Here is a 19213-nt window from a genome sequence, read left to right on the forward strand (position 1 = left end):
CGGCATGTGGACCGGCTGACTGCCTCGGCCCTCATCGGCTGCTGACAACTTGCTGACAACTACTGCGCTGCTTCGACCGCTTCACCCTACTGCGGCCGACGATCACGGTGCGCCCGCACCGCCACCGACCGGGGCGTCCCCGCTGGGGGGCTCCTCGCGCGGCGCCAGGGAGGCGAGGTCGCCGGTGTCCCCGAGGCGCACGAGGAAGGGACGCAGTCGTGTGTAACGGATCGCGGTGATGGAACACGGTTCTACAGAGATCCGCTGGAAGAGGTCGAGATGAAGTCCGAGTGCGTCCGCGACAAGGGATTTGATGATGTCGCCGTGCGAGCACATGACGTAGACGGCGTCGCCGCCGTGGTCGCGCTCCACGCGCGCGTTCCACTCGCGCACCGCTTCGGCCGCCCGTGTCTGCATGGCCCGCATCGATTCCCCGCCGGGGAACGCGGCCGCGGACGGGTGCGCCTGTACGACCTCCATCAGCGGCTCGTCCTTCAGCTCGGCGAGCTTGCGGCCGGACCAGTCGCCGTAGTGCGCCTCCCCGATCCGCTCGTCGGTGTGCGCACGCAGCTCGGGGCGGGCGTCGAGCAGCGGCTGCACGGTCTCCTGGCAGCGCTGCAGGGGGCTGGTGACGACTTCGGAGATCGGCAGCGCGGCGAGCCGCCCGGGCAGCGCCGCGGCCTGCTGTGCACCGCGCTCGTCGAGGGCGACGCCGGGCGTCCAGCCGGCGAGCAGCCCAGCGGTGTTGGCGGTCGAGCGTCCGTGCCGTACGAGAATCAGGGTGGGCATGCCGCCCAGCGTAAACGGGTGGCTCGGGGACCCGGAGGGGCCTGTGGACAACGGCGGCCGGAGTGCGGTGGCGGCCGGACGACGGGAGAATACGCTCCGTGATCGTCGACTGCGCCATTTACCATCACGGGCGCCGGACGGAGGGCCCCGAGGACCTCTCCGACGCCCTGGATCTGGCACGCGCCGAAGGCGACGCGTTCATCTGGATCGGGCTCTACGAGCCGACGGAGCAGGAGTTCGACCTCGTCACCGAGGAGTTCGGGCTGCACCCGTTGGCGGTCGAGGACGCACTCAAGGCGCATCAGCGGCCCAAGCTGGAGATGTTCGACGATTCACTGTTCGTGGTCCTGAAGCCGGTCGCGTACGAGGCGGAGAGCGATGTCGTCACCACCGGTGAGGTGATGGTGTTCATGGGGGACGCCTTCGTGGTGACCGTCCGGCACGGCGAGTGCTCGCCTCTCGCGCAGGTGCGCCGCCGGCTGGAGAAGGACCCCGAGATGCTGCGGCATGGGCCGACGGCGGTGCTCTACTCGATCGCCGACGCCACGGTCGACCACTACCTGGAAGTGGCGACCGAGCTCCAGACGGACCTGGAGGAGCTGGAGTCGGAGGTCTTCTCGCCGAACGGCGGCGGTTCACGGAACACCGCGTCCAGGATCTACACGTTCAAGCGGCAGATCCTGGAGTTCCGGCGGGCCACGGTCCCCCTGACCGTTCCGCTGACCCGCCTCTCGGGCTCGGGCACCGCCGGCACCCCGGTGCCGTTCGTGAACGAGAAGGCGCAGCCCTTCTTCCGCGACGTCAACGACCATCTGGCCCGTGTGAACGAGTCGGTGGAGGGCCTGGACCGGCTGGTCTCGGACATCCTCGCGGCGCATCTCGCGCAGATGAGCGTGCGCCAGAACGACGACATGCGGAAGATCTCGGCGTGGGCGGCCATGGCCGCGGTCCCCACGATGATCGCCGGCATCTACGGCATGAACTTCGACCACATGCCCGAGTTGCACTGGCTCTGGTCCTACCCGGTGGTGATCCTGACGATGGTGGCGCTCGAATTCCTGCTGTACCACCTCTTCAAGCGGCGAGGCTGGCTGTGACCGGCGTGCGACCGGGTGGGCTGCGTACGACGTACGGAGGGTGCGCGACCGCGGGTCACGCCACCTCCGGTGCGGGGGGCGCGGGACCGCCCAGAGGATCGCGGTGTTCCGGCATCCTCAGGGAGACCATGCGGTGCCAGCCCGCGGCGCGCTCGTAGGCGTAGACGGTGTGGATGGCCGCGGCGAGCATCGCCGCCCTGGCCCTCGACCAGCCGAGAATGCCTCCCATGTGGGCCATCACGGCGAGACTGACGTCCCGGTAGACGCGGATCTCGGCGAGCGCGCACGTGCGGAGCGTCCGCCGGATGGCGTGGCCGTGTCCGGCGGACGCGAAGCGGAGCAGCTCCTCGTGGCAGTAGGCGAGGTGCCGGTCCTCGTCCTCGGAGATCATCCGGACCGCGCGACCGATGTCGGGATGGTCGGCGAAGTGCCTGAGCAGCAGCTCCATCTGCTCGGAGGCACGCTGCTCGGTGACCCTGCTGTGGGCGAGGTAGGTGACGATGTCCCCTACGGTGAGTGGCTGCCGGCCCTTCAGCTTGTCGTGGGCGAGGCCGATCCCGTGCCGTTCCAGGAGCATCGTGTAGTCGGTGTCGGCCGGGACCTCGACCGGCGTGAGGCCGCGCTTGTTCATCAGGGCGTTGAAGATCCGTCCGTGCTTGTCCTCGTCGGCGCCGTGCCGGGTGATCTTCGGGGCGAGTTCGCGTGCGCTCGGCGGAACGAGGGCGGCGATGCGCGCGTTCTCCCAGCCACCCTGCGACTCCCCGCTGGCGGCGATGGAGCAGAAGAGCCGGAACGACTCGTCGTTGTCGAGGATCTCCTGGAACAGGCTCTTGGCCGAAAGCATCGATGACACCCTTTCTGCAGGGTCCGCAGAAAACGAGTCAAATGGGATGCCGGGGGCCCGGCAACCGATGTGTCGGACAAATGCGCCGAACGAACGATGACGGGGCGGGCCCGAGCGCGTAACCCAGGGCACGCCCGCGCGTTGTTCCCCGTGACGGCCGTGGCGGGGAAGACCCCCCGAGCCCCCACCACGGCCGCAGAACTTCTTCCGTCTCTCCAGGGGACGGGTTGCGACGTGTTACGCCAGACCGGCCCGCTCCAGCGCGTCCGAACCCGCGCGGAGCGAGGCGATCCGGTCCTCCAGCGTGAAGCCGGCCGGCGACAGCGTGAGCGTGGTGACGCCCGCCGCCGCGTAGGCCTTCATCCGCTCGGCGATGCGGTCCACGGAGCCGAGCAGGGTGGTCTGGTCGATCAGCGCGTGCGGAACGGCGGCGGCCGCGCCCTCCTTGTCGCCGGACAGGTACTTGTCCTGGATCTCGGCGGCCTCCTTCTCATATCCCATGCGCTGGGCGAGCTGGTTGTAGAAGTTCTGCTTGCGGCTGCCCATGCCGCCGACGTACAGCGCGGTGTAGGGGCGGAACATGTCGGCGAGCGCCGTCACGTCCTTGTCGGCGCCGACGGCGAGCGGCAGCGTCGGACAGACGTCGAAGCCCTCCATGGTCTTGCCGGCCTTCTCGCGACCCGCGCGCAGATGGCGCAGCGCGGTGTCCTCGAGGTGCTCGGCCGAGGGGAAGATCAGCAGGGCGCCGTCGGCGATCTCGCCGGTCTGCTCCAGGTTCTTCGGGCCGATCGCGGCGATGTACAGCGGGATGTGCTCGCGCTGCGGGTGCACCGTCAGCTTGATCGGCTTGCCCGGACCGTCCGGCAGCGGCAGCGTCCAGTGCTCACCCTCGTACGACAGCCGCTCGCGGGTCATCGCCTTGCGTACGATCTCGACGTACTCGCGGGTGCGGGCCAGCGGCTTGTCGAACTTGACGCCGTACCAGCCCTCGGAGACCTGCGGCCCGGAAACGCCGAGGCCGAGGCGGAAGCGCCCGCCGGAGAGCGAGTCGAGCGTCGCGGCGGTCATCGCGGTCATCGCGGGCTGACGGGCCGGGATCTGGAAGATCGCCGAGCCGACGTCGATGCGCTCGGTCTTGGCGGCGACCCAGGTGAGCACGGTGGCCGCGTCCGAGCCGTAGGCCTCGGCGGCCCAGCACACCGCGTATCCCAGTCGGTCGGCCTCCTGGGCGACGGCGAGATTGTCCGCGTCCATTCCGCCGCCCCAGTAGCCGAGGTTGATCCCGAGCTGCATGGCCGATCCCCTTACCGATCAGTAACGTCCCTTGTGCCGCAGACCCTAGCGCGCTGGTGGGCGCGGCGGCGGGAACGGGTTCAGGTCTGATCATCCAGGTTGTCCACAGGGCCCCCACGAGGCCAGTTTTGGCCAGTAATCTCGGCGTCCATGGAGCAGAGGCATCTCGGCCGTACCGGCCTGCGTGTGTCCCGGATCGGACTCGGCACCCTCACATGGGGGCGGGATACCGACGAGCACGACGCCGCGGAGCTGTTGAAGGTGTTCTGGGAAGCGGGCGGGAACCTCGTCGACACCGCGGATGTGTACGGGGACGGGGAGTCGGAGTACCTGCTCGGACAACTCATAGAAGGGCTCGTGCCGCGTCGCGACCTGGTCATTTCCACGAAGGCGGGCAGTGTGCCCGACCCGGACCGGCGGTTCGACGGCTCGCGCGGGCATCTCCTGTCGGCACTCGACGCCTCGCTTCAGCGTCTCGGCACGGACTACGTGGATCTGTGGCACGTCCACGCCTTCGACCCGGACACCCCGCTGGACGAGACCCTCCAGGCGCTCGACCTCGCGGTCAGCAGCGGTCGCGCGCGGTACGCGGGGGTGTCCAACTTCTGCGGCTGGCAGCTCGCCAAGGCGGCGACCTGGCAGCTGGCGGCGCCCGGGACACGGACGCGGATCGCGAGTACGCAGATGGAGTACTCCCTGCTCCAGCGCGGTGTGGAGCGGGAGGTGCTGCCCGCGGCGCTCGACCTGGGCGTGGGCCTGCTGCCGTCCTCCCCGCTCGGGCGGGGTGTGCTCACCGGGAAGTACCGGGGCGGCACACCGTCGGACTCCCGGGGCGGCTCGGAGCACCTCGCGCCGTTCGTCGCGCCGTACCTGGACGACACGGCGAGCGGCATCGTGGACGCGGTGACGACGGCGGCGGACGGCCTCGCGGTCACGCCGTTGCAGGTCGCCCTCGCCTGGGTCCGCGACCGGCCCGGTGTCGCCGCCCCGATCGTCGGCGCGCGCAACGCGCAGCAGCTCACGGCCGCGTTGTCAGTGGAGACCCTTAGTCTTCCTGACGAGATCTGCCGGGCGCTCGACGATGTGTCGGCACCGGTGCACCACTATCCCGATCACGACTGGAGCACGCTGTGAGCACGGAGCCCGAGACCACGGAGGAAGTGGAGCCGGGGATGCCGGGCGCGGGAGCGACCGCCGACCCGCAGGACGTGGACACGGATACAGACACGGATACAGACGCGGCTACGGAGACGGCCGCGGACGCCGTCGAGGGCGGCGCGGAGACCGAAGGCGCGGCGGACGCCAAGAAGCTGTCCGAGGCAGAGGCCGAGTTGGCGGCGCAGCGGCTGGAGCGGGAGCGGATCGAGCGGCGGAAGGCCGAGAAGCAGGGGCCGATCGCGGCCGGGACCAAGCTCAGCGGGACGGCCGCCGATCTGCTCGCGGCGGTGCGGGCCGTGGAAAGCGGCGAGAAGCCCGTGGCCACCGCCTTCCGTGAGCCCGAGCCGACGCCGCGCAGGGCGGTCGCCCCGGAGCCCGTGCAGCGCCCGCAGCCGGTGGCCGCCCCGGCCGAGACCTCGGCGGCCCTCGCACCGGAAGCCGTCGCCGCCGTACGCGCCGTACTGGGCGAAGGCGGCGCACCGGACACCCTCGCGCCGGGGGCCCTCGCGGCACTCGGCGAGGGCGCGGACGACCAGCTGCGCGAGGACCCCTGGCAGTTGCTGCGGGTCGCCGGGGTGCGGCCCGAGCAGGCCGACGGGTTCGCCCGCGCGCTGCTCGGCGCGGAGTGCCGCCCGGACGACGAGCGGCGCGGGCGTGCGGTCACCGTATGGCTCCTCGAGCAGGCGGCCCTCGCCGGGCACACCGCTCTCGACGCCCCTGCGCTCACCGCCGCGCTCGACCAGCGCGCGGTGCCGGATCCGGACGCGGCCGTGCAGAGCGCCCTCGCGGAGGGCGACGCGCTGGTCTTCCAGGACGCCCTCGACACCGCGCCCCCGGCCCGGGAGGAGGGCGCCGAGGAGTCCGAGGAACGCCCGGTCCGCGTCCTCATCGGCCTGGAGCGGTACGCGCTGGCCGAGGAGAGCCTCGCCGACGGACTGGCCCGGGTCATGAACTCCGTACCGAAGACGGACGGCTCCGCCGACAGGTGGGAGCAGGCCGCCGCCTCGGCCACCCGCTCCGCCGCGGAGCTGATCCGGGCGGTCGCGGGCCACGGCCTGGTCCTGCACACCGGCGGGCACGCGTCCCAGGCCGAGGTGGCGGCACTGCTGCACGCCGCGCGCGGTCTCGGACTGCGCGGCTGGGCGGCCACCCACACGCCGAGCGGCCGTGACGACTGCACGGCCCGGACGGCGGAGTACGACCTGCCGGACGGCCCCTCGGGCGACGCCGGGGACGGGCCGGTCACCGGGGTCGCCACCGTCGCGGGACTCCTCGCGGGCGCCGAAGGCCCGGGCCGGGACGCGGACGGCGCCTTCGACCTGGACCTCCTGATCGTCCTGGACGCGCCGCAGCTGGACGTCGAGACAGCGGCGATGCTCGCCGAATCGCTGCCGGACGGCGCACGGCTGGTGCTGAGCGGGGACCCGGGAGTGCTGTGGTCGGCGGGTCCCGGGCGGGTGTTCGCCGATCTGCTCGCCGCCCGGGTGTGCCCGCAGGTGGCCTCGCGGACGCCGGACCCCGGCCCCGTCGGGGAGCTGGTCTCCGGGGTCGGCATCGGCGAGCTGAACCAGGTCGAGGCGCCCGGCAAGGAAGTCGTGATCGTCCCCGTGCGGGACGCCGGCGAGGCGGTGCACCGGACCGTGCAGCTGGTCGCGGACTCGGTGCCGCGCGCCATCGGCATCCCGGCCGAGCAGACGCAGGTGATCACCCCGGGGCACGGCGGTGCCGTCGGCACCCGCGCGCTCAACAGCGCGCTCAAGGAGCGGCTGAACCCGGGCCCCGGCCGCTTCGGGGGCTTCGACCCCGGGGACCGCGTCGCCCACTCCCCCGCTCCGGGTCGTACGGCGATGGGGCACGTGGTGAAGGCCGATGCCGACGGGCTGCACCTGGAGTGCTCGGGTCTGCCCGTCGTCGTACCGAAGGAGCGGGTGGAGCAGTCCGTGCGGCACGGCTGGGCGCTCACCGCGCACCAGGCGGTCGGTCTGCGCTGGCCCGCCGCGGTCGTGGTGCTCCCCGGTGACGCCGCGGCGACCCTGACCAGGCCTTGGGTCTACACGGCCTTCGGCCGGGCCGAGCGCCATCTGTCCGTGGTCCACGGGGTGGAGCAGGCCCTGCAGCGGGCGGTGGCCGAGGTCCCGCAGAAGCCGCGCACCACGCGCCTGCCCGCCCTGCTCAAGGCACAGGTCCCGGCGGCGGGCTGAGCCGCCGACCGGGGACACGGCCCCCGTACGCGGGAAGGTGGCGGCCACCGGGCTTCCGGTGACCGCCACCTTCCTGTGAGGCGGTGCTCAGCGCTCCCGCGACGGCATGCTCAGGATCCCTGTGACGCGGTGCTCAGCGATCGGCGTCCAGCGGCTCCAGATCCCCGTCCTCGTCCAGTTCGGAGTCCGGGGCGAGGTCGTCCTCCAGCTCGTCGTCGTCCGACTCGTCGTCGAAGACCGCGCTGACGTCGAAGCGGCAGACCACGCGCTGCGGGTCGATCGCCTCGAAGGGGGTCTCCAGCCACTCGCCGGGGTCGGCCGGTTCGTCGGCGGCCGTGACCCAGAGTGTGGAGTCGCCTTCCTCCAGGCCGAACTCCTTGTGCCGGGAGGCGATCTCGTCCGGCTCGAACTCGCCGAACAGGACGCCCAGCGCCCCGTGCACCGTGCCGGACGCCGCGTCGAAGCCCGCGGCCGCGGTGGCCCCGTTCTCCTCCACGGCCTCCACCCGCTGGGCCTGTGCCAGCAGTCGCTGAGGCTCCACCACCGCGTAGTCCCGGCGGATCAGCACGCTCAGCGCGTTCGGCTCCTCGGGGCCCGTGTACGGCGGCAGCGTGTCGTCGCTGCCGGGAATCTCGAAGGGAGTGACCTCGTCATAGCGGTCGTAGAGCAGCTCGTCGTACTCCTCGGCCGCGGCGGCCAGCTCGTTGAACGCCTCGTATACGGCCGGGTCGTCATCGCCCGACCTGCGCTCGACCGCGGCCAGGTGGCGGTCGAGAGCGGTCTTGACAGCCTCGGCGGCGGCGCGTACCTCGGCAGCGGTGGGCTGCACAGCATCAGACATAGTGCAGACGCTATCCGTACCGGGCCTCTGCCCGCACAATAGATGCGATGCCGGAATACGAATTTGTCGACGTGTACGTGCCGCGCGGGGTGTCCCGCAAGGAGACGACACGCCTGCTGACGGACCATGCGGAGTACGGACACTGGGAGTTGGACCGCCTCAGCCTGCACCCCGACGGCAGTCGCAAGGTGCGGCTGCGCCGGCGGATCATCCGCCAGGTGCGTGCCACGTGGTGAGCGAAAGCGGCTGAAACGGAGCGGGCCCCGCCCGTGCGGGCCCGCGCCGGTCGCTTCGCCACAGGAGATGCCTGTGGCGAAGCGATCAGGCCTGCCCCGGCCCCCGTTCCGGGCCCGGACACTTCTCCCCGTCCTGCCGATTACGCGCCCGAGCGCGCCCGGCGGTAGAGCACGGCGCCCGCCAGCAGCGCGCCCGCGGCCGCCGGGATCACCGCGCCGATCGGCAGGTCACTGCCGGTGTGGGCGAGCTGCGCCGCGGCGCTGTGCGGCTGGGAGACGTGCTGCGTCCCCGGGTGGTTGGGGTACGAGCTGGGCGGCGTACCCGGGGTTCCGGGGTGCCCGGGCGTACCCGGGGTTCCGGGATTGCCGGGCTGGCCCGGGTTCCCGGGCTGACCGGGGTGTCCGGGCTGTCCCGGGTTCCCCGGCTGTCCCGGGTAACCGGGGTGACCGGGCTGTCCCGGGTTCCCCGGCTGACCGGGGTGCCCCGGCTGTCCCGGGTGCCCGGGCTGTCCCGGGTAACCAGGGTGACCGGGGTGGCCAGGGTGACCGGGGTGGCCAGGCTGACCGGGGTGGCCACCGCCGGGCGGGTAGTGGGTGTGGCCGCCGTGTCCGTTCGCGCAGTCGTTGCCCATCGCCGGGTTGCCGACTCCGACGACGTTCACGCTGTTGCCGCACACGTTGACCGGCACGTCGATCGGTACCTGGACGTGGTTGCCGGAGCCGACGCCCGGCGAGCCACTCGCGTGCCCACCGGCGTGGGAGCCACCCGAGTGCGAACCACCACCCCCGTAGCCACCAACTCCGTAGCCGCCACCGTCATGGCCGCCACTCCCGTAGCCGCCTCCATAACCGCCCCCGTGCCCCCCGGCGGACGACCCACCGCCGCCGTGGTTGACGCACTTGTTGCCCATCGCCGGGTTGAGCAACCCGACGACGTTCACGGTGTTTCCGCAGACGTTGACCGGCACGTGCACCGGTGCCTGCACCGTGTTGCCCGACAGCACGCCGGGCGAGTCCGAACTGGCGCCGCTCGCACCCGAGTCGGCGTGTGCGTAGCCTCCGGTCGCGGCGAGCACGCCGGTCGCGGCCGCCACGGTCATCAGGCCCTTGCGGGTGACCTGTCGCATAGCTGTATTCCCTGCCTTAGTCCTTGGCTTGGACCCTCCGGAACGCGCACGCGTCCGTCCTGGCGTGCGCCGAAAGCCGGGCGGCCCCGGAGCGCATGGCGCGCTCCGGGGCCGACGGGCTCAGACCCTCGTGGGGTGTGGCACAACGTCAGTTGTTGATGCAGGTGTTGCCGAAGGCGGGGTTCAGCAGCCCGATCACGGAGACCGTGTTGCCGCAAACGTTCACCGGGACGTGAACGGGCACCTGGATGACGTTGCCGGAGATGACACCCGGGGAGTGCACAGCGGCACCCTGGGCACCCGAGTCGGCGACGGCCAGGCCCGCACCCGCGAGAACCAGACCACCAGTGGCAGCCGCAGCAGCGACGACCTTCTTGATCATTATTCCTCCTTGTTGGCAATGCGATCCCAAGCAGCGGATCACATCAGCTGTAACGAGGAGGAACTACTAGAGCTACGAGCTTATGGTCGCATTCACCCGTCCCGGGCGATCTCCGTACGTACGGGCGAATGCGGGCGTCAACGTGTCATGACGCCTCGATGAAGCGGTCGAGCACACGGACGCCGAACTTCAGGGCATCCACCGGCACCCGCTCGTCGACCCCGTGGAACATGCCCGCGAAGTCCAGCTCCGGCGGCAGCTTGAGCGGGGCGAAGCCGAAGCAGCGGATGCCGAGGTCGGCGAAGGACTTGGCGTCGGTGCCGGCCGAGAGCATGTAGGGCACGGCCCGCGCGATCGGGTCCTCGGCGGACAGCGCGGTCTGCATGGCGTCGACCAGCGCCCCGTCGAAGGTGGTCTCCAGCGCCTTGTCCGCGTGCACGTCCTCACGCTTGACCCTCGGTCCGAGAATCCGGTCCAGGTCGGTGAGGAACTCCTCCTCGTACCCCGGCAGGTACCGCGCGTCGACGTGCGCGGTCGCCTGCCCCGGAATCACGTTGACCTTGTATCCGGCACCGAGCTGGGTCGGGTTGGCGGTGTTCTGCAGGGAGGCGCCGATGAGCTTGGCGATGCCGCCGAGCTTGGCGAGCGTCTCGTCCATGTTCTCCGGGTCGAGCTCGGTGCCGAGCGCGTCACCGAGCTCGTCGAGGAAGTGCCGCAGCGTCTTCGTCACCCGGACCGGGAACTTGTGCCGCCCGAGCCGTCCGACGGCCTCGGACAGCTCGGTGATCGCGTTGTCCTTGTGGATCATCGAACCGTGCCCGGCGGTGCCGTCCACGGTGAGCTTCATCCAGTGCATGCCCTTCTGGGCGGTCTCGACGAGGTACAGCCGCAGCTTCTCGTTGACCGTGAAGGAGAACCCGCCGACCTCGCCGATCGCCTCGGTCACGCCCTCGAAGAGGTCGGGGTGCTTGTCGACGAGGTGCCGCGCGCCCCACGTACCGCCGGCCTCCTCGTCGGCGAGGAACGCGAGGACGATGTCACGCGGCGGCTTGCGCCCGCTGCGCAGCCGGTCCCGGACGACCGCCAGCGTCATGGCGTCCATGTCCTTCATGTCGACCGCGCCGCGGCCCCACACCATCCCGTCCGCGATCTCGCCGGAGAAGGGGTGATGGGTCCAGTCCGCCGCGTTGGCCGGTACGACGTCGGTGTGGCCGTGGATGAGCAGCGCGGGGCGCGAGCGGTCCTCGCCCTCGATACGGGCCACGGTCGACGCGCGCCCCTTGTGCGACTCGAAGATCTGCGGCTCGAGCCCGACCTCGGCGAGCTTCTCGGCCACGTACTCCGCGGCTTTGCGCTCACCGGGTCCGGAGTGGTCCCCGTAGTTGCTGGTGTCGATCTGGATCAGCTCGCGACAGAGGTCCACGACCTCGTCCTCGCCAGAGACGCTCCTGGCCGTGTTCGATTCGCTCACGCTGCTTCCTCCCACTGTCACTGCTGGTGGTCCCCCCTCATCCTCTCCCCCACCCCCTCCTCGCCCCAAGGCCGGACCCGGCCCGTCACACGCCGTTCACGCGGCGACGGGGTGTGACCGGAGGCCCTCGAAAGCCTGGTAATGTTTCCTCTGTCGCCGCGAGGGAAACCCCGCGCGACAGACACCTTGTCCGGGTGGCGGAATGGCAGACGCGCTAGCTTGAGGTGCTAGTGCCCTTTATCGGGCGTGGGGGTTCAAGTCCCCCCTCGGACACACAGAGGAGTGAGGGCCGCGACCATCAGGTCGCGGCCCTCACTCGTTGTACGCATCGCAGGCCCCTTGTATGCGGACCGCAGGCCTCAACTCGTCGTGTTCACCGCGTTACGGACAGATGTGGGGCAGATCTCGTCAGGATGACATACCCCCATGTCAGAGCACCGTCACGACACCGGAATCAGTGGTTCCGGTGCCCTCGTACGGCCTCCCCGCATGGCTGATGACCAGGTACGCGACTAGCGTCGTACTAAAATTCAAGGCTTGTTCGGAGCTGGACCGGAATATCCCCAGGCATACCTGTGGGCCCACCAGCTCCCCGGACGCTCCGGGAACAACACGTGAGGATCCGATGGCAGCCCTCGAGCAAGGCCCCGCACTCGCGCTGTTCGACGAGGAGGTGCGCGCGGAGTTCGGCGACCCGGCGCGCTTCTCCGCCTCCGTCGCCGCCTCGCCGCGCACGCTGGTCGACATCCTCGACGCCACCGTCCGGGCCCACCCCGACGAGCCCGCCCTCGACGACGGCCACCGGGCCCTCACCTACCGCGCCCTGGCCGTCGAGGTCGAGGCCCTGCGGCGGCGGCTGAGCGCCGCCGGGGTGGGCCTCGGCGACCGGGTCGGCGTCCGCGTCCCCTCCGGCACCAACGAGCTGTACGTCGCCATCCTCGCCGTACTGGCCGCGGGCGCGGCCTATGTGCCGGTGGACGCCGAGGACCCCGACGAGCGGGCCGAGCTGGTCTTCGGCGAGGCGGAGGTGCGGGCCGTCATCGGGGCCGGGCACCGGCTGACCGTCAACGGCACCTCCGAGGTGCCCGCCGCGCGGCCCGGTGCCGAGCACGACGCCTGGATCATCTTCACCTCCGGGTCCACGGGCAAGCCCAAGGGCGTGGCCGTCAGTCACCGCAGCGCCGCCGCGTTCGTCGACGCCGAGGCGGAGCTGTTCCTCACCGAGGACCCGATCGGGCCCGGTGACCGGGTCATGGCGGGCCTGTCCGTCGCCTTCGACGCCTCCTGCGAGGAGATGTGGCTGGCCTGGCGCTACGGCGCCTGTCTGGTGCCCGTGCCGCGCTCCCAGGTGCGCAGCGGCGCCGATCTGGGGCCCTGGCTGGTCGAGCAGGAGATCAGCGTCGTCTCGACCGTGCCGACGCTCGCCGCGCTCTGGGAGCCGGAGGCCCTGGCCGACGTACGGCTGCTGATCTTCGGCGGTGAGGCCTGCCCGCCCGAGCTGGTCCAGCGACTGGTGACCGAGGGCCGCGAGGTGTGGAACACCTACGGGCCCACCGAGGCGACCGTCGTCGCCTGTGCCTCGCTGATGACCGGCGAGGAGCCGATCCGGATCGGCCTGCCCCTGAACGGCTGGGAGTTGGCCGTGGTCGACGAGGCCGGCGAGCCCGTGGCCATGGGCGACAGCGGCCAGCTGGTGATCGGCGGGGTCGGGCTCGCCCGGTATCTCGACGCCGAGAAGGACGCGGAGAAGTACGCGCCGCTGCAGGCGCTCGGCTGGGAGCGGGCATACCGCAGTGGTGACCTCGTCAAGGCCGAGCCGGAGGGGCTGATCTTCCTCGGGCGGGCCGACGAGCAGATCAAGCTCGGCGGGCGCCGCATCGAGCTCGGCGAGGTCGACACCGCGCTCCAGGCGCTCCCCGGTGTGGCGGGCGCCGCCGCCGCCGTCCGGACCGCCCGCAGCGGCAACCAGCTGCTCGTCGGCTATGTCGTCACCCAGGAGGGCTGGGACCAGGCCGCCGCCGTCGAGAAGCTGCGCGCCGAACTGCCCGCGGCCCTCGTCCCGCTGCTCGCCCCGGTCGCGGACCTGCCGACCCGTACCTCGGGCAAGGTCGACCGGGGCGCGCTTCCCTGGCCCCTGGAGGGCCTGGAGACCGGCGGTGCGAAGGAACAGCTCTACGGCACCGAGGCCTGGCTCGCCGAGCAGTGGAGCGAGGTCCTCGGCATCCCGGTCGGCAGCGGGTCCGACGACTTCTTCGCGATCGGCGGTGGCAGCCTCGCCGCCGCCCAGCTCACCACCCGGCTGCGCACCCGCTACCCCAGCGCCGCCGTGCTCGACATCTACCAGCAGCCCGTCCTGCGCAAGCTGGCCCGGCATCTGGAGAAGTCCGCGCAGGACGACGGCGGCGACCGGGTGATCGCCCCGGTGCCGCTGCGCGCCAAGGTGGCCCAGCTGTTCCTGCTGATACCCCTGTTCACGCTGATGGGGCTGCGCTGGACCGTGGCGCTGGCCGCGCTCGGGAACGTACTGCACTGGTTCGGTCCCTACCCCTGGGCACCGAGCGCATCGTGGTGGCTCGTCGGCGCCGGGGCGGTCGTGCTCTACAGCCCGCCGGGACGGCTCGCGATCGCGGCGGGCGGGGCGCGGCTGCTGCTGCGCCGCGTGAAGCCCGGGCGCTACCCGCGCGGCGGAAGCGTGCATCTGCGGCTGTGGACCGCCGAGCGGCTGGCCGAGTTCAGTGGCGCGGCCTCGCTGACCGGGTCCTGGCTGGAGCGGTACGCGCGTGCCCTGGGCGCCAAGGTCGGCGCGGACGTCGATCTGCACTCGCTGCCGCCGGTGACCGGCATGCTCAAGCTGGGCCGGGGTGCCGCCGTCGAGTCCGAGGTGGACCTGTCGGGGTACTGGCTGGACGGTGACCGGCTGGAGATCGGGCAGGTCAAGGTCGGCGCCGGTGCGGTGGTCGGGACGCGCAGCATCCTCTTCCCGGGCGCGCGCGTCGGCAAGCGGGCGGAGGTGGCGCCGGGTTCGGCGGTCGCCGGGCAGATTCCCACCGGGCAGCGCTGGGCCGGAGCGCCCGCCGGCAAGCTCGGCAAGGCGAAGCGTGCCTGGCCCAAGGAGCGTCCGCGCCGGGGTACGTACTGGCGGGCGATGTACGGCGCGACCGGTTTCGCGCTGACCGCACTGCCCGTTCTTTCCGCCGTGGCCGCGCTCCTGGTGGCTCATCTGTTCGTGAGCGCGGACGCCGGGCTCGGTGCGGCCCTGCGCGGCGCGGCGCTCGCACTGGTCCCGGCCACGCTCGCCTTCGGGCTCGCGTACGCGCTGCTGCTCCTGGTCGGCGTGCGTCTGCTCAGCCTGGGCCTGCGCGAAGGCACCTACCCGACGCACAGCCGGATCGGCTGGCAGGCCTGGACCGTCACGCAGCTGATGGACCGCTCGCGCGACACGCTGTTCCCGCTGTACGCCGGGCTGATCACGCCGGTGTGGCTGCGGCTGCTCGGTATGAAGATCGGCCGGGGTGCCGAGGTCTCCACCGTCCTCGCGCTGCCCAGTCTCACCACCGTGGGCGAGGGCGCCTTCCTCGCCGACGACACCCTGACCGCGCCGTACGAACTGGGCGGCGGCTGGATGCGGATCGGGCGTGCCGAGATCGGCCGCCGGGCCTTCCTCGGTAACTCCGGGATGACCGCGCCGGGCCGCAGCGTGCCGGACGGCGGGCTGGTCGGGGTGTTGTCGGCGACGCCGAAGAAGGCGAAGAAGGGCAGCTCGTACCTGGGTCTGCCGCCGGTGAAGCTGCCGCGCTCGACGCAGGACGGCGATCAGAGCCGTACCTACGACCCGCCCGCGCGGCTGCTGTGGGCGCGGGCGCTCGTGGAGCTGTGCCGGATCGTGCCGGTGTTCTGCTCGGCGGCGCTGGCGGTGCTGACCGTCGCCGCGCTGAGCGCACTGGGCGTCTGGGCGCCGCTGCTGGCCGGAGTCGTGTTCCTGGGTGTCGGTGCGCTGGCCTGCGTGACGTCCATCGTGGCGAAGTGGCTGCTGGTGGGCCGGCACCGGGCGGGCGAGCACCCGCTGTGGAGCGGTTTCGTGTGGCGAAACGAACTGGCGGACACCTTCGTCGAGGTCGTCGCCGTGCCGTGGCTGGCCGGCTCCGTGCCCGGTACGCCGCTGATGACGGCGTGGCTGCGCGGCCTCGGCGCCCATATCGGCAAGGGCGCATGGATCGAGAGTTACTGGCTGCCCGAGACGGACCTGGTGACCCTGGAGGACGCGACCACGGTCAACCGGGGCTGCGTCCTGCAGACCCACCTCTTCCACGACCGGATCTTGCGGACGGATACTGTTGTCCTCCGTGAGGGCGCCACTCTGGGCCCGGGCGGAATCGTCCTTCCCGGCAGCACAGTCGGGGCGCGCAGCACGCTGGGACCCGCGTCGCTCGTCATGGCGGCGGAGTCCGTCCCCGACGACACCCGCTGGCTGGGCAACCCGATCGAGGCATGGCGTTCCTAGGCGCGGCCCGTACGGCGTCCGGGGACGGTGCACCGGCACGTCGTACGAGCACAGCGCAGGGAGCAGACGCAAGCGTGAGCGTTCAGCAGACAGTGGGTTCGGACCCGTACTTCCCGGCCAACGGTGATCCCCGTTACCGGGTGCACCGGTATGAGCTCGCGCTGGACTACCGCCCCGGTCCCAACCGGCTGTCCGGCACCGCGCGGCTCAACGCCATAGCGGGCCGGGCTCCACTCGCCGAGTTCCAGCTGAACCTGGCCGACTTCCGGATCGGCCGGGTCCGGGTCGACGGCAAGGCACCGCACTACACGCACCGGGGCGGCCGGTTGCGCATCCGCCCGCCGAAGCCGATACGGGCCGGGGCCGCGTTCACGGTGGAGGTGCACTGGTCGGGCAACCCCAAGCCGGTCCCCAGCCCCTGGGGCGAGCTCGGCTGGGAGGAGCTGGAGGACGGGGCGTTGGTGGCGAGCCAGCCGATCGGCGCGCCCTCCTGGTACCCGTGCAACGACCGCCCCGCCGACAAGGCCTCGTACCAGATCTCGATCACGACGCCGTCGGCGTACTCGGTGGTGGCGGGCGGCCGGCTGCTCACCCGCACGACGAAGGCGTCGACGACGACCTGGGTGTACGAGCAGGCGGCGCCGACCTCCAGCTATCTGGTCGGGCTGTCGATCGGGAAGTACCAGACGGTACTGCTCGGCGACCCCGGGCTCGGCGGCGTACCGCAGACGGGGCATCTGCCCGCGCACCTGCTCGCCGCTTTCTCCCGGGACTTCGCGCGGCAGCCCGCGATGATGGAGCTGTTCGAGCAGATCTTCGGGCCGTATCCGTTCGGCGAGTACGCCGTCGTGGTGACCGAGGAGGAGCTCGATGTCCCCGTCGAGGCACAGGGGTTGTCGCTGTTCGGCGCCAACCACGTGGACGGGGCGCGGGGTTCGGAGCGGCTGGTCGCGCACGAGCTGGCGCACCAGTGGTTCGGCAACAGCGTGTCCATCGCGGACTGGCGGCACATCTGGCTGAACGAGGGCTTCGCGAAGTACGCCGAGTGGCTGTGGTCGGAGCGGTCGGGGGGCCGTACGGCCCAGCAGTTGGCCGCTCTCGCGCACCGCAAGCTGTCCGGGCAGCCGAAGGACCTGGTGCTGTCCGACCCGGGCCGCAAGCTGATGTTCGACGACCGGCTCTACGAGCGCGGCGGGCTCACCCTGCACGCGCTGCGCTGCGCGATGGGGGATGACGCCTTCTTCCGTATGGTGCGCGGCTGGGCCGCCCTGCACCGGGGCGGCGCGGTCACCACGGCGGCGTTCACCGCGCATGCCGCCCGGTACTCGGCCGAGCCGCTGGACGACCTGTTCGGGGCCTGGCTGCGTACGGCGAAGCTGCCGCCGCTGCCCACCCTGGCCGCACCGGTCGCGCCGATGCCTGCCCGGCCGACGTACCCGCCGACCAACGCCGACTCGGCGTAGGGCCCTGCGGGCGGGGAGAGAGGCCCCTCCGGGCCGGGAGAGAATGGCGGTCATGACCAGTCGTAGCTGCCCGTGCGGGCTGCCCGAGCCGTACGCGCGGTGCTGTGGGCGTTTCCACCGCGGTGAGGCGCTCGCGCCGACCCCGGAGCGTCTGATGCGGTCGCGGTACTGCGCCTTCGTCAAGGAGGACGAGGCGTACCTGCTGCGGACCTGGCATCCGCGGACCCGCCCGGCGCGGGTCGACTTCGATCCGGGGATGCGGTGGACGGGTCTGGAGATCCTCGACACGGGGCAGGGCTCGGCCTTCCACTCCGTGGGGACCGTGACCTTCCGGGCCTCCTACCGGGGCGGTTCGCTGCACGAGCGGAGCCGGTTCGAGCGGGTCGACGGGGCCTGGGTGTACGTCGACGGCGACTTCCTGGAGTAGGACGCCTACGGCGCGAGGATGTCCAGTTCCTGGAGCGCGCCGACCGTGATCTGGCGGGTGAGTTCCTCGGCGCGGGACGCGTCGCCCCCGCGGACCGCCTCCGCGACCTGGACGTGCAGGGTGACGGCGGCCGGGTCGGGGTCCTCGAACATCACCTCGTGGTGGGTGCGGCCCGCGAGGACCTCGGCGACCACGTCACCGAGACGGGCGAACATCTCGTTCCCGGAGGCGTTGAGGATCACCCGGTGGAAGGCCATGTCGTGGACGAGATACTCCTCCAGCTTGTGGCCGCGTGAGTTGGCCACCATGCCGAGGGCGCACTCGGTGAGCTCCGCGCACTGCGCCGCGGTGGCGTGCCGGGCGGACAGGCCCGCGGCGATCGGCTCGACGGCGGAGCGCAGCACGGTGAGCGAGCGCAGCTGGTGGGGGCGGTCGGCGCCGGCCAGCCGCCAGCGGATGACCTGAGGGTCGAACACGTTCCACTCCGCCTTGGGGCGGACCGTGACGCCGACGCGGCGGCGGGACTCGACCAGGTACATGGACTCCAGCACCCTGACCGCCTCACGCATCACGGAGCGTGACACCTCGAAGCGCTGCGCGAGTTCGTCGGTGCGCAGCACGCTCCCCGGCGGGTACTCGCCCGCCGTGATCGCCGGCCCGAGGGATTCCAGTACATGTCCGTGCAGCCCCCGGCCCCGTGTGGTCATGGGGTCAGCGTACGAGGCGGAACCCTGGAACAAAAAGTCAGACTTATATGTCACAGACTCTTGAATTCGTCGTACCTAATGAGTTTCAGTGTCGTCGACATCAGATGTCGACGAAGACAGTCACGTGACAGTGACGTAGACAGTGAGGCAGCGATGAGCACCCCCCATGTCGTCGTGGTCATGGGCGTCGCAGGCACCGGCAAGACCACCATCGGTCCCCTGCTTGCGGCCCGGCTCGGCGTTCCGTACGCCGAGGGCGACGACTTCCACCCGCAGGCCAACATCGCCAAGATGTCGGCCGGGACCCCGCTGACGGACGACGACCGCTGGCCGTGGCTGGACGCCATCGGCCGTTGGGCGCACGACCGGCACGGGCTCGGCGGAGTGGTCAGCAGTTCGGCGCTCAAGCGCAGCTATCGCGACCGGCTGCGGGCCGAGGCGCCCGGGGTCGTCTTCGTCCATCTGACCGGTGACCGCGCGCTCATCGAGGACCGGATGTCGCACCGCCAGGGGCACTTCATGCCGACGGCGCTGCTGGACTCGCAGTTCGCCACCCTCCAGCCGCTGGAAGCGGACGAGGCGGGTGTCTCCGTGGACGTCTCCGGCGACCCCGGGGAGATCACCGAACGGGCCGTGGCCGCACTCCAGGGGCTTGCCCAGCCCTCGCTCTAACACC

Annotated in this window: 16 protein-coding genes and 1 tRNA gene; 9 read left to right on the plus strand and 8 right to left on the minus strand. The window is 71.5% G+C overall.

The window, feature by feature from the left end; all coding sequences use genetic code 11:
* Positions 1-102: 102 nt before the first annotated feature.
* The gene (locus ACZ69M_RS20040; protein WP_470051455.1) at positions 103-789 is read right to left on the minus strand and encodes a histidine phosphatase family protein; all 687 of its coding nucleotides are present in this window, start codon (positions 787-789) and stop codon (positions 103-105) included.
* A gap of 98 nt (positions 790-887) precedes the next feature.
* Here ACZ69M_RS20040 and corA point away from each other — a divergent pair, with 98 nt between their 5' ends.
* A complete protein-coding gene (corA, locus tag ACZ69M_RS20045) occupies positions 888-1886 on the plus strand; it encodes a magnesium/cobalt transporter CorA (RefSeq protein WP_470051457.1) in 999 nt (332 codons plus the stop codon).
* Positions 1887-1941: 55 nt separating this feature from the next.
* Here corA and ACZ69M_RS20050 read toward each other — a convergent pair whose 3' ends face one another.
* Both ACZ69M_RS20050 and ACZ69M_RS20055 read right to left on the minus strand, forming a co-directional pair.
* The gene (locus tag ACZ69M_RS20050; RefSeq protein WP_470051459.1) at positions 1942-2730 is read right to left on the minus strand and encodes a ferritin-like domain-containing protein; all 789 of its coding nucleotides are present in this window, start codon (positions 2728-2730) and stop codon (positions 1942-1944) included.
* Positions 2731-2967: 237 nt separating this feature from the next.
* Positions 2968-4023: an LLM class F420-dependent oxidoreductase gene (locus ACZ69M_RS20055; protein WP_099923531.1), complete on the minus strand. Its 1056-nt coding sequence runs from the start codon at positions 4021-4023 to the stop codon at positions 2968-2970.
* Between the two features lie 150 nt (positions 4024-4173).
* On the opposite strand from ACZ69M_RS20055, the gene ACZ69M_RS20060 reads away from it, so the two are divergent.
* Positions 4174-5157, plus strand: coding sequence for an aldo/keto reductase (locus tag ACZ69M_RS20060; RefSeq protein WP_095855547.1), 984 nt, complete (start codon positions 4174-4176; stop codon positions 5155-5157).
* Positions 5154-7382 carry a helix-hairpin-helix domain-containing protein gene (locus ACZ69M_RS20065; protein ID WP_470051462.1) on the plus strand — a complete coding sequence of 743 codons (2229 nt, stop codon included), beginning with the start codon at positions 5154-5156 and terminating at the stop codon, positions 7380-7382. Before ACZ69M_RS20060 ends, ACZ69M_RS20065 begins: the two co-directional genes overlap by 4 nt.
* A gap of 133 nt (positions 7383-7515) precedes the next feature.
* Here the strand turns inward: ACZ69M_RS20065 and ACZ69M_RS20070 are convergent, their stop codons facing one another.
* A complete protein-coding gene (locus tag ACZ69M_RS20070; protein WP_075027721.1) occupies positions 7516-8223 on the minus strand; it encodes a hypothetical protein in 708 nt (235 codons plus the stop codon).
* Between the two features lie 47 nt (positions 8224-8270).
* Here ACZ69M_RS20070 and ACZ69M_RS20075 point away from each other — a divergent pair, with 47 nt between their 5' ends.
* Positions 8271-8459 (plus strand): DUF5703 family protein, encoded by a 189-nt coding sequence (locus ACZ69M_RS20075; protein ID WP_054231126.1) that lies wholly within the window; start codon positions 8271-8273, stop codon positions 8457-8459.
* Between the two features lie 140 nt (positions 8460-8599).
* Here ACZ69M_RS20075 and ACZ69M_RS20080 read toward each other — a convergent pair whose 3' ends face one another.
* From ACZ69M_RS20080 to ACZ69M_RS20090, 3 genes are all read right to left on the minus strand, one after another.
* Positions 8600-9586 carry a chaplin family protein gene (locus tag ACZ69M_RS20080; RefSeq protein ID WP_470051464.1) on the minus strand — a complete coding sequence of 329 codons (987 nt, stop codon included), beginning with the start codon at positions 9584-9586 and terminating at the stop codon, positions 8600-8602.
* Positions 9587-9734: 148 nt separating this feature from the next.
* Positions 9735-9968: a chaplin ChpH gene (gene chpH, locus ACZ69M_RS20085; protein WP_099940520.1), complete on the minus strand. Its 234-nt coding sequence runs from the start codon at positions 9966-9968 to the stop codon at positions 9735-9737.
* Between the two features lie 145 nt (positions 9969-10113).
* Positions 10114-11439: a M20/M25/M40 family metallo-hydrolase gene (locus ACZ69M_RS20090; RefSeq protein WP_470051467.1), complete on the minus strand. Its 1326-nt coding sequence runs from the start codon at positions 11437-11439 to the stop codon at positions 10114-10116.
* Positions 11440-11627: 188 nt separating this feature from the next.
* On the opposite strand from ACZ69M_RS20090, the gene ACZ69M_RS20095 reads away from it, so the two are divergent.
* From ACZ69M_RS20095 to ACZ69M_RS20110, 4 genes are all read left to right on the plus strand, one after another.
* Positions 11628-11712: transfer RNA gene (locus ACZ69M_RS20095), tRNA-Leu, on the plus strand.
* Between the two features lie 352 nt (positions 11713-12064).
* Positions 12065-15940 (plus strand): Pls/PosA family non-ribosomal peptide synthetase, encoded by a 3876-nt coding sequence (locus ACZ69M_RS20100; RefSeq protein WP_470051469.1) that lies wholly within the window; start codon positions 12065-12067, stop codon positions 15938-15940.
* Between the two features lie 74 nt (positions 15941-16014).
* The gene (locus ACZ69M_RS20105) at positions 16015-17403 is read left to right on the plus strand and encodes a M1 family metallopeptidase (protein WP_470051471.1); all 1389 of its coding nucleotides are present in this window, start codon (positions 16015-16017) and stop codon (positions 17401-17403) included.
* A 52-nt stretch (positions 17404-17455) separates the two neighbouring features.
* Positions 17456-17830: a YchJ family protein gene (locus tag ACZ69M_RS20110; RefSeq protein WP_470051472.1), complete on the plus strand. Its 375-nt coding sequence runs from the start codon at positions 17456-17458 to the stop codon at positions 17828-17830.
* A gap of 5 nt (positions 17831-17835) precedes the next feature.
* Here ACZ69M_RS20110 and ACZ69M_RS20115 read toward each other — a convergent pair whose 3' ends face one another.
* Complete coding sequence (locus ACZ69M_RS20115) at positions 17836-18537, minus strand: FadR/GntR family transcriptional regulator (protein WP_470051474.1); 702 nt, start codon at positions 18535-18537, stop codon at positions 17836-17838.
* A 153-nt stretch (positions 18538-18690) separates the two neighbouring features.
* Between ACZ69M_RS20115 and ACZ69M_RS20120 the strand changes: the two genes are divergently transcribed.
* On the plus strand, positions 18691-19209 hold the full coding sequence (locus ACZ69M_RS20120; protein ID WP_388206047.1) for a gluconokinase: 519 nt from the start codon (positions 18691-18693) through the stop codon (positions 19207-19209).
* The last annotated feature ends 4 nt before the right edge of the window (positions 19210-19213 follow it).

Source organism: Streptomyces sp. NPDC107454, from assembly GCF_055582885.1.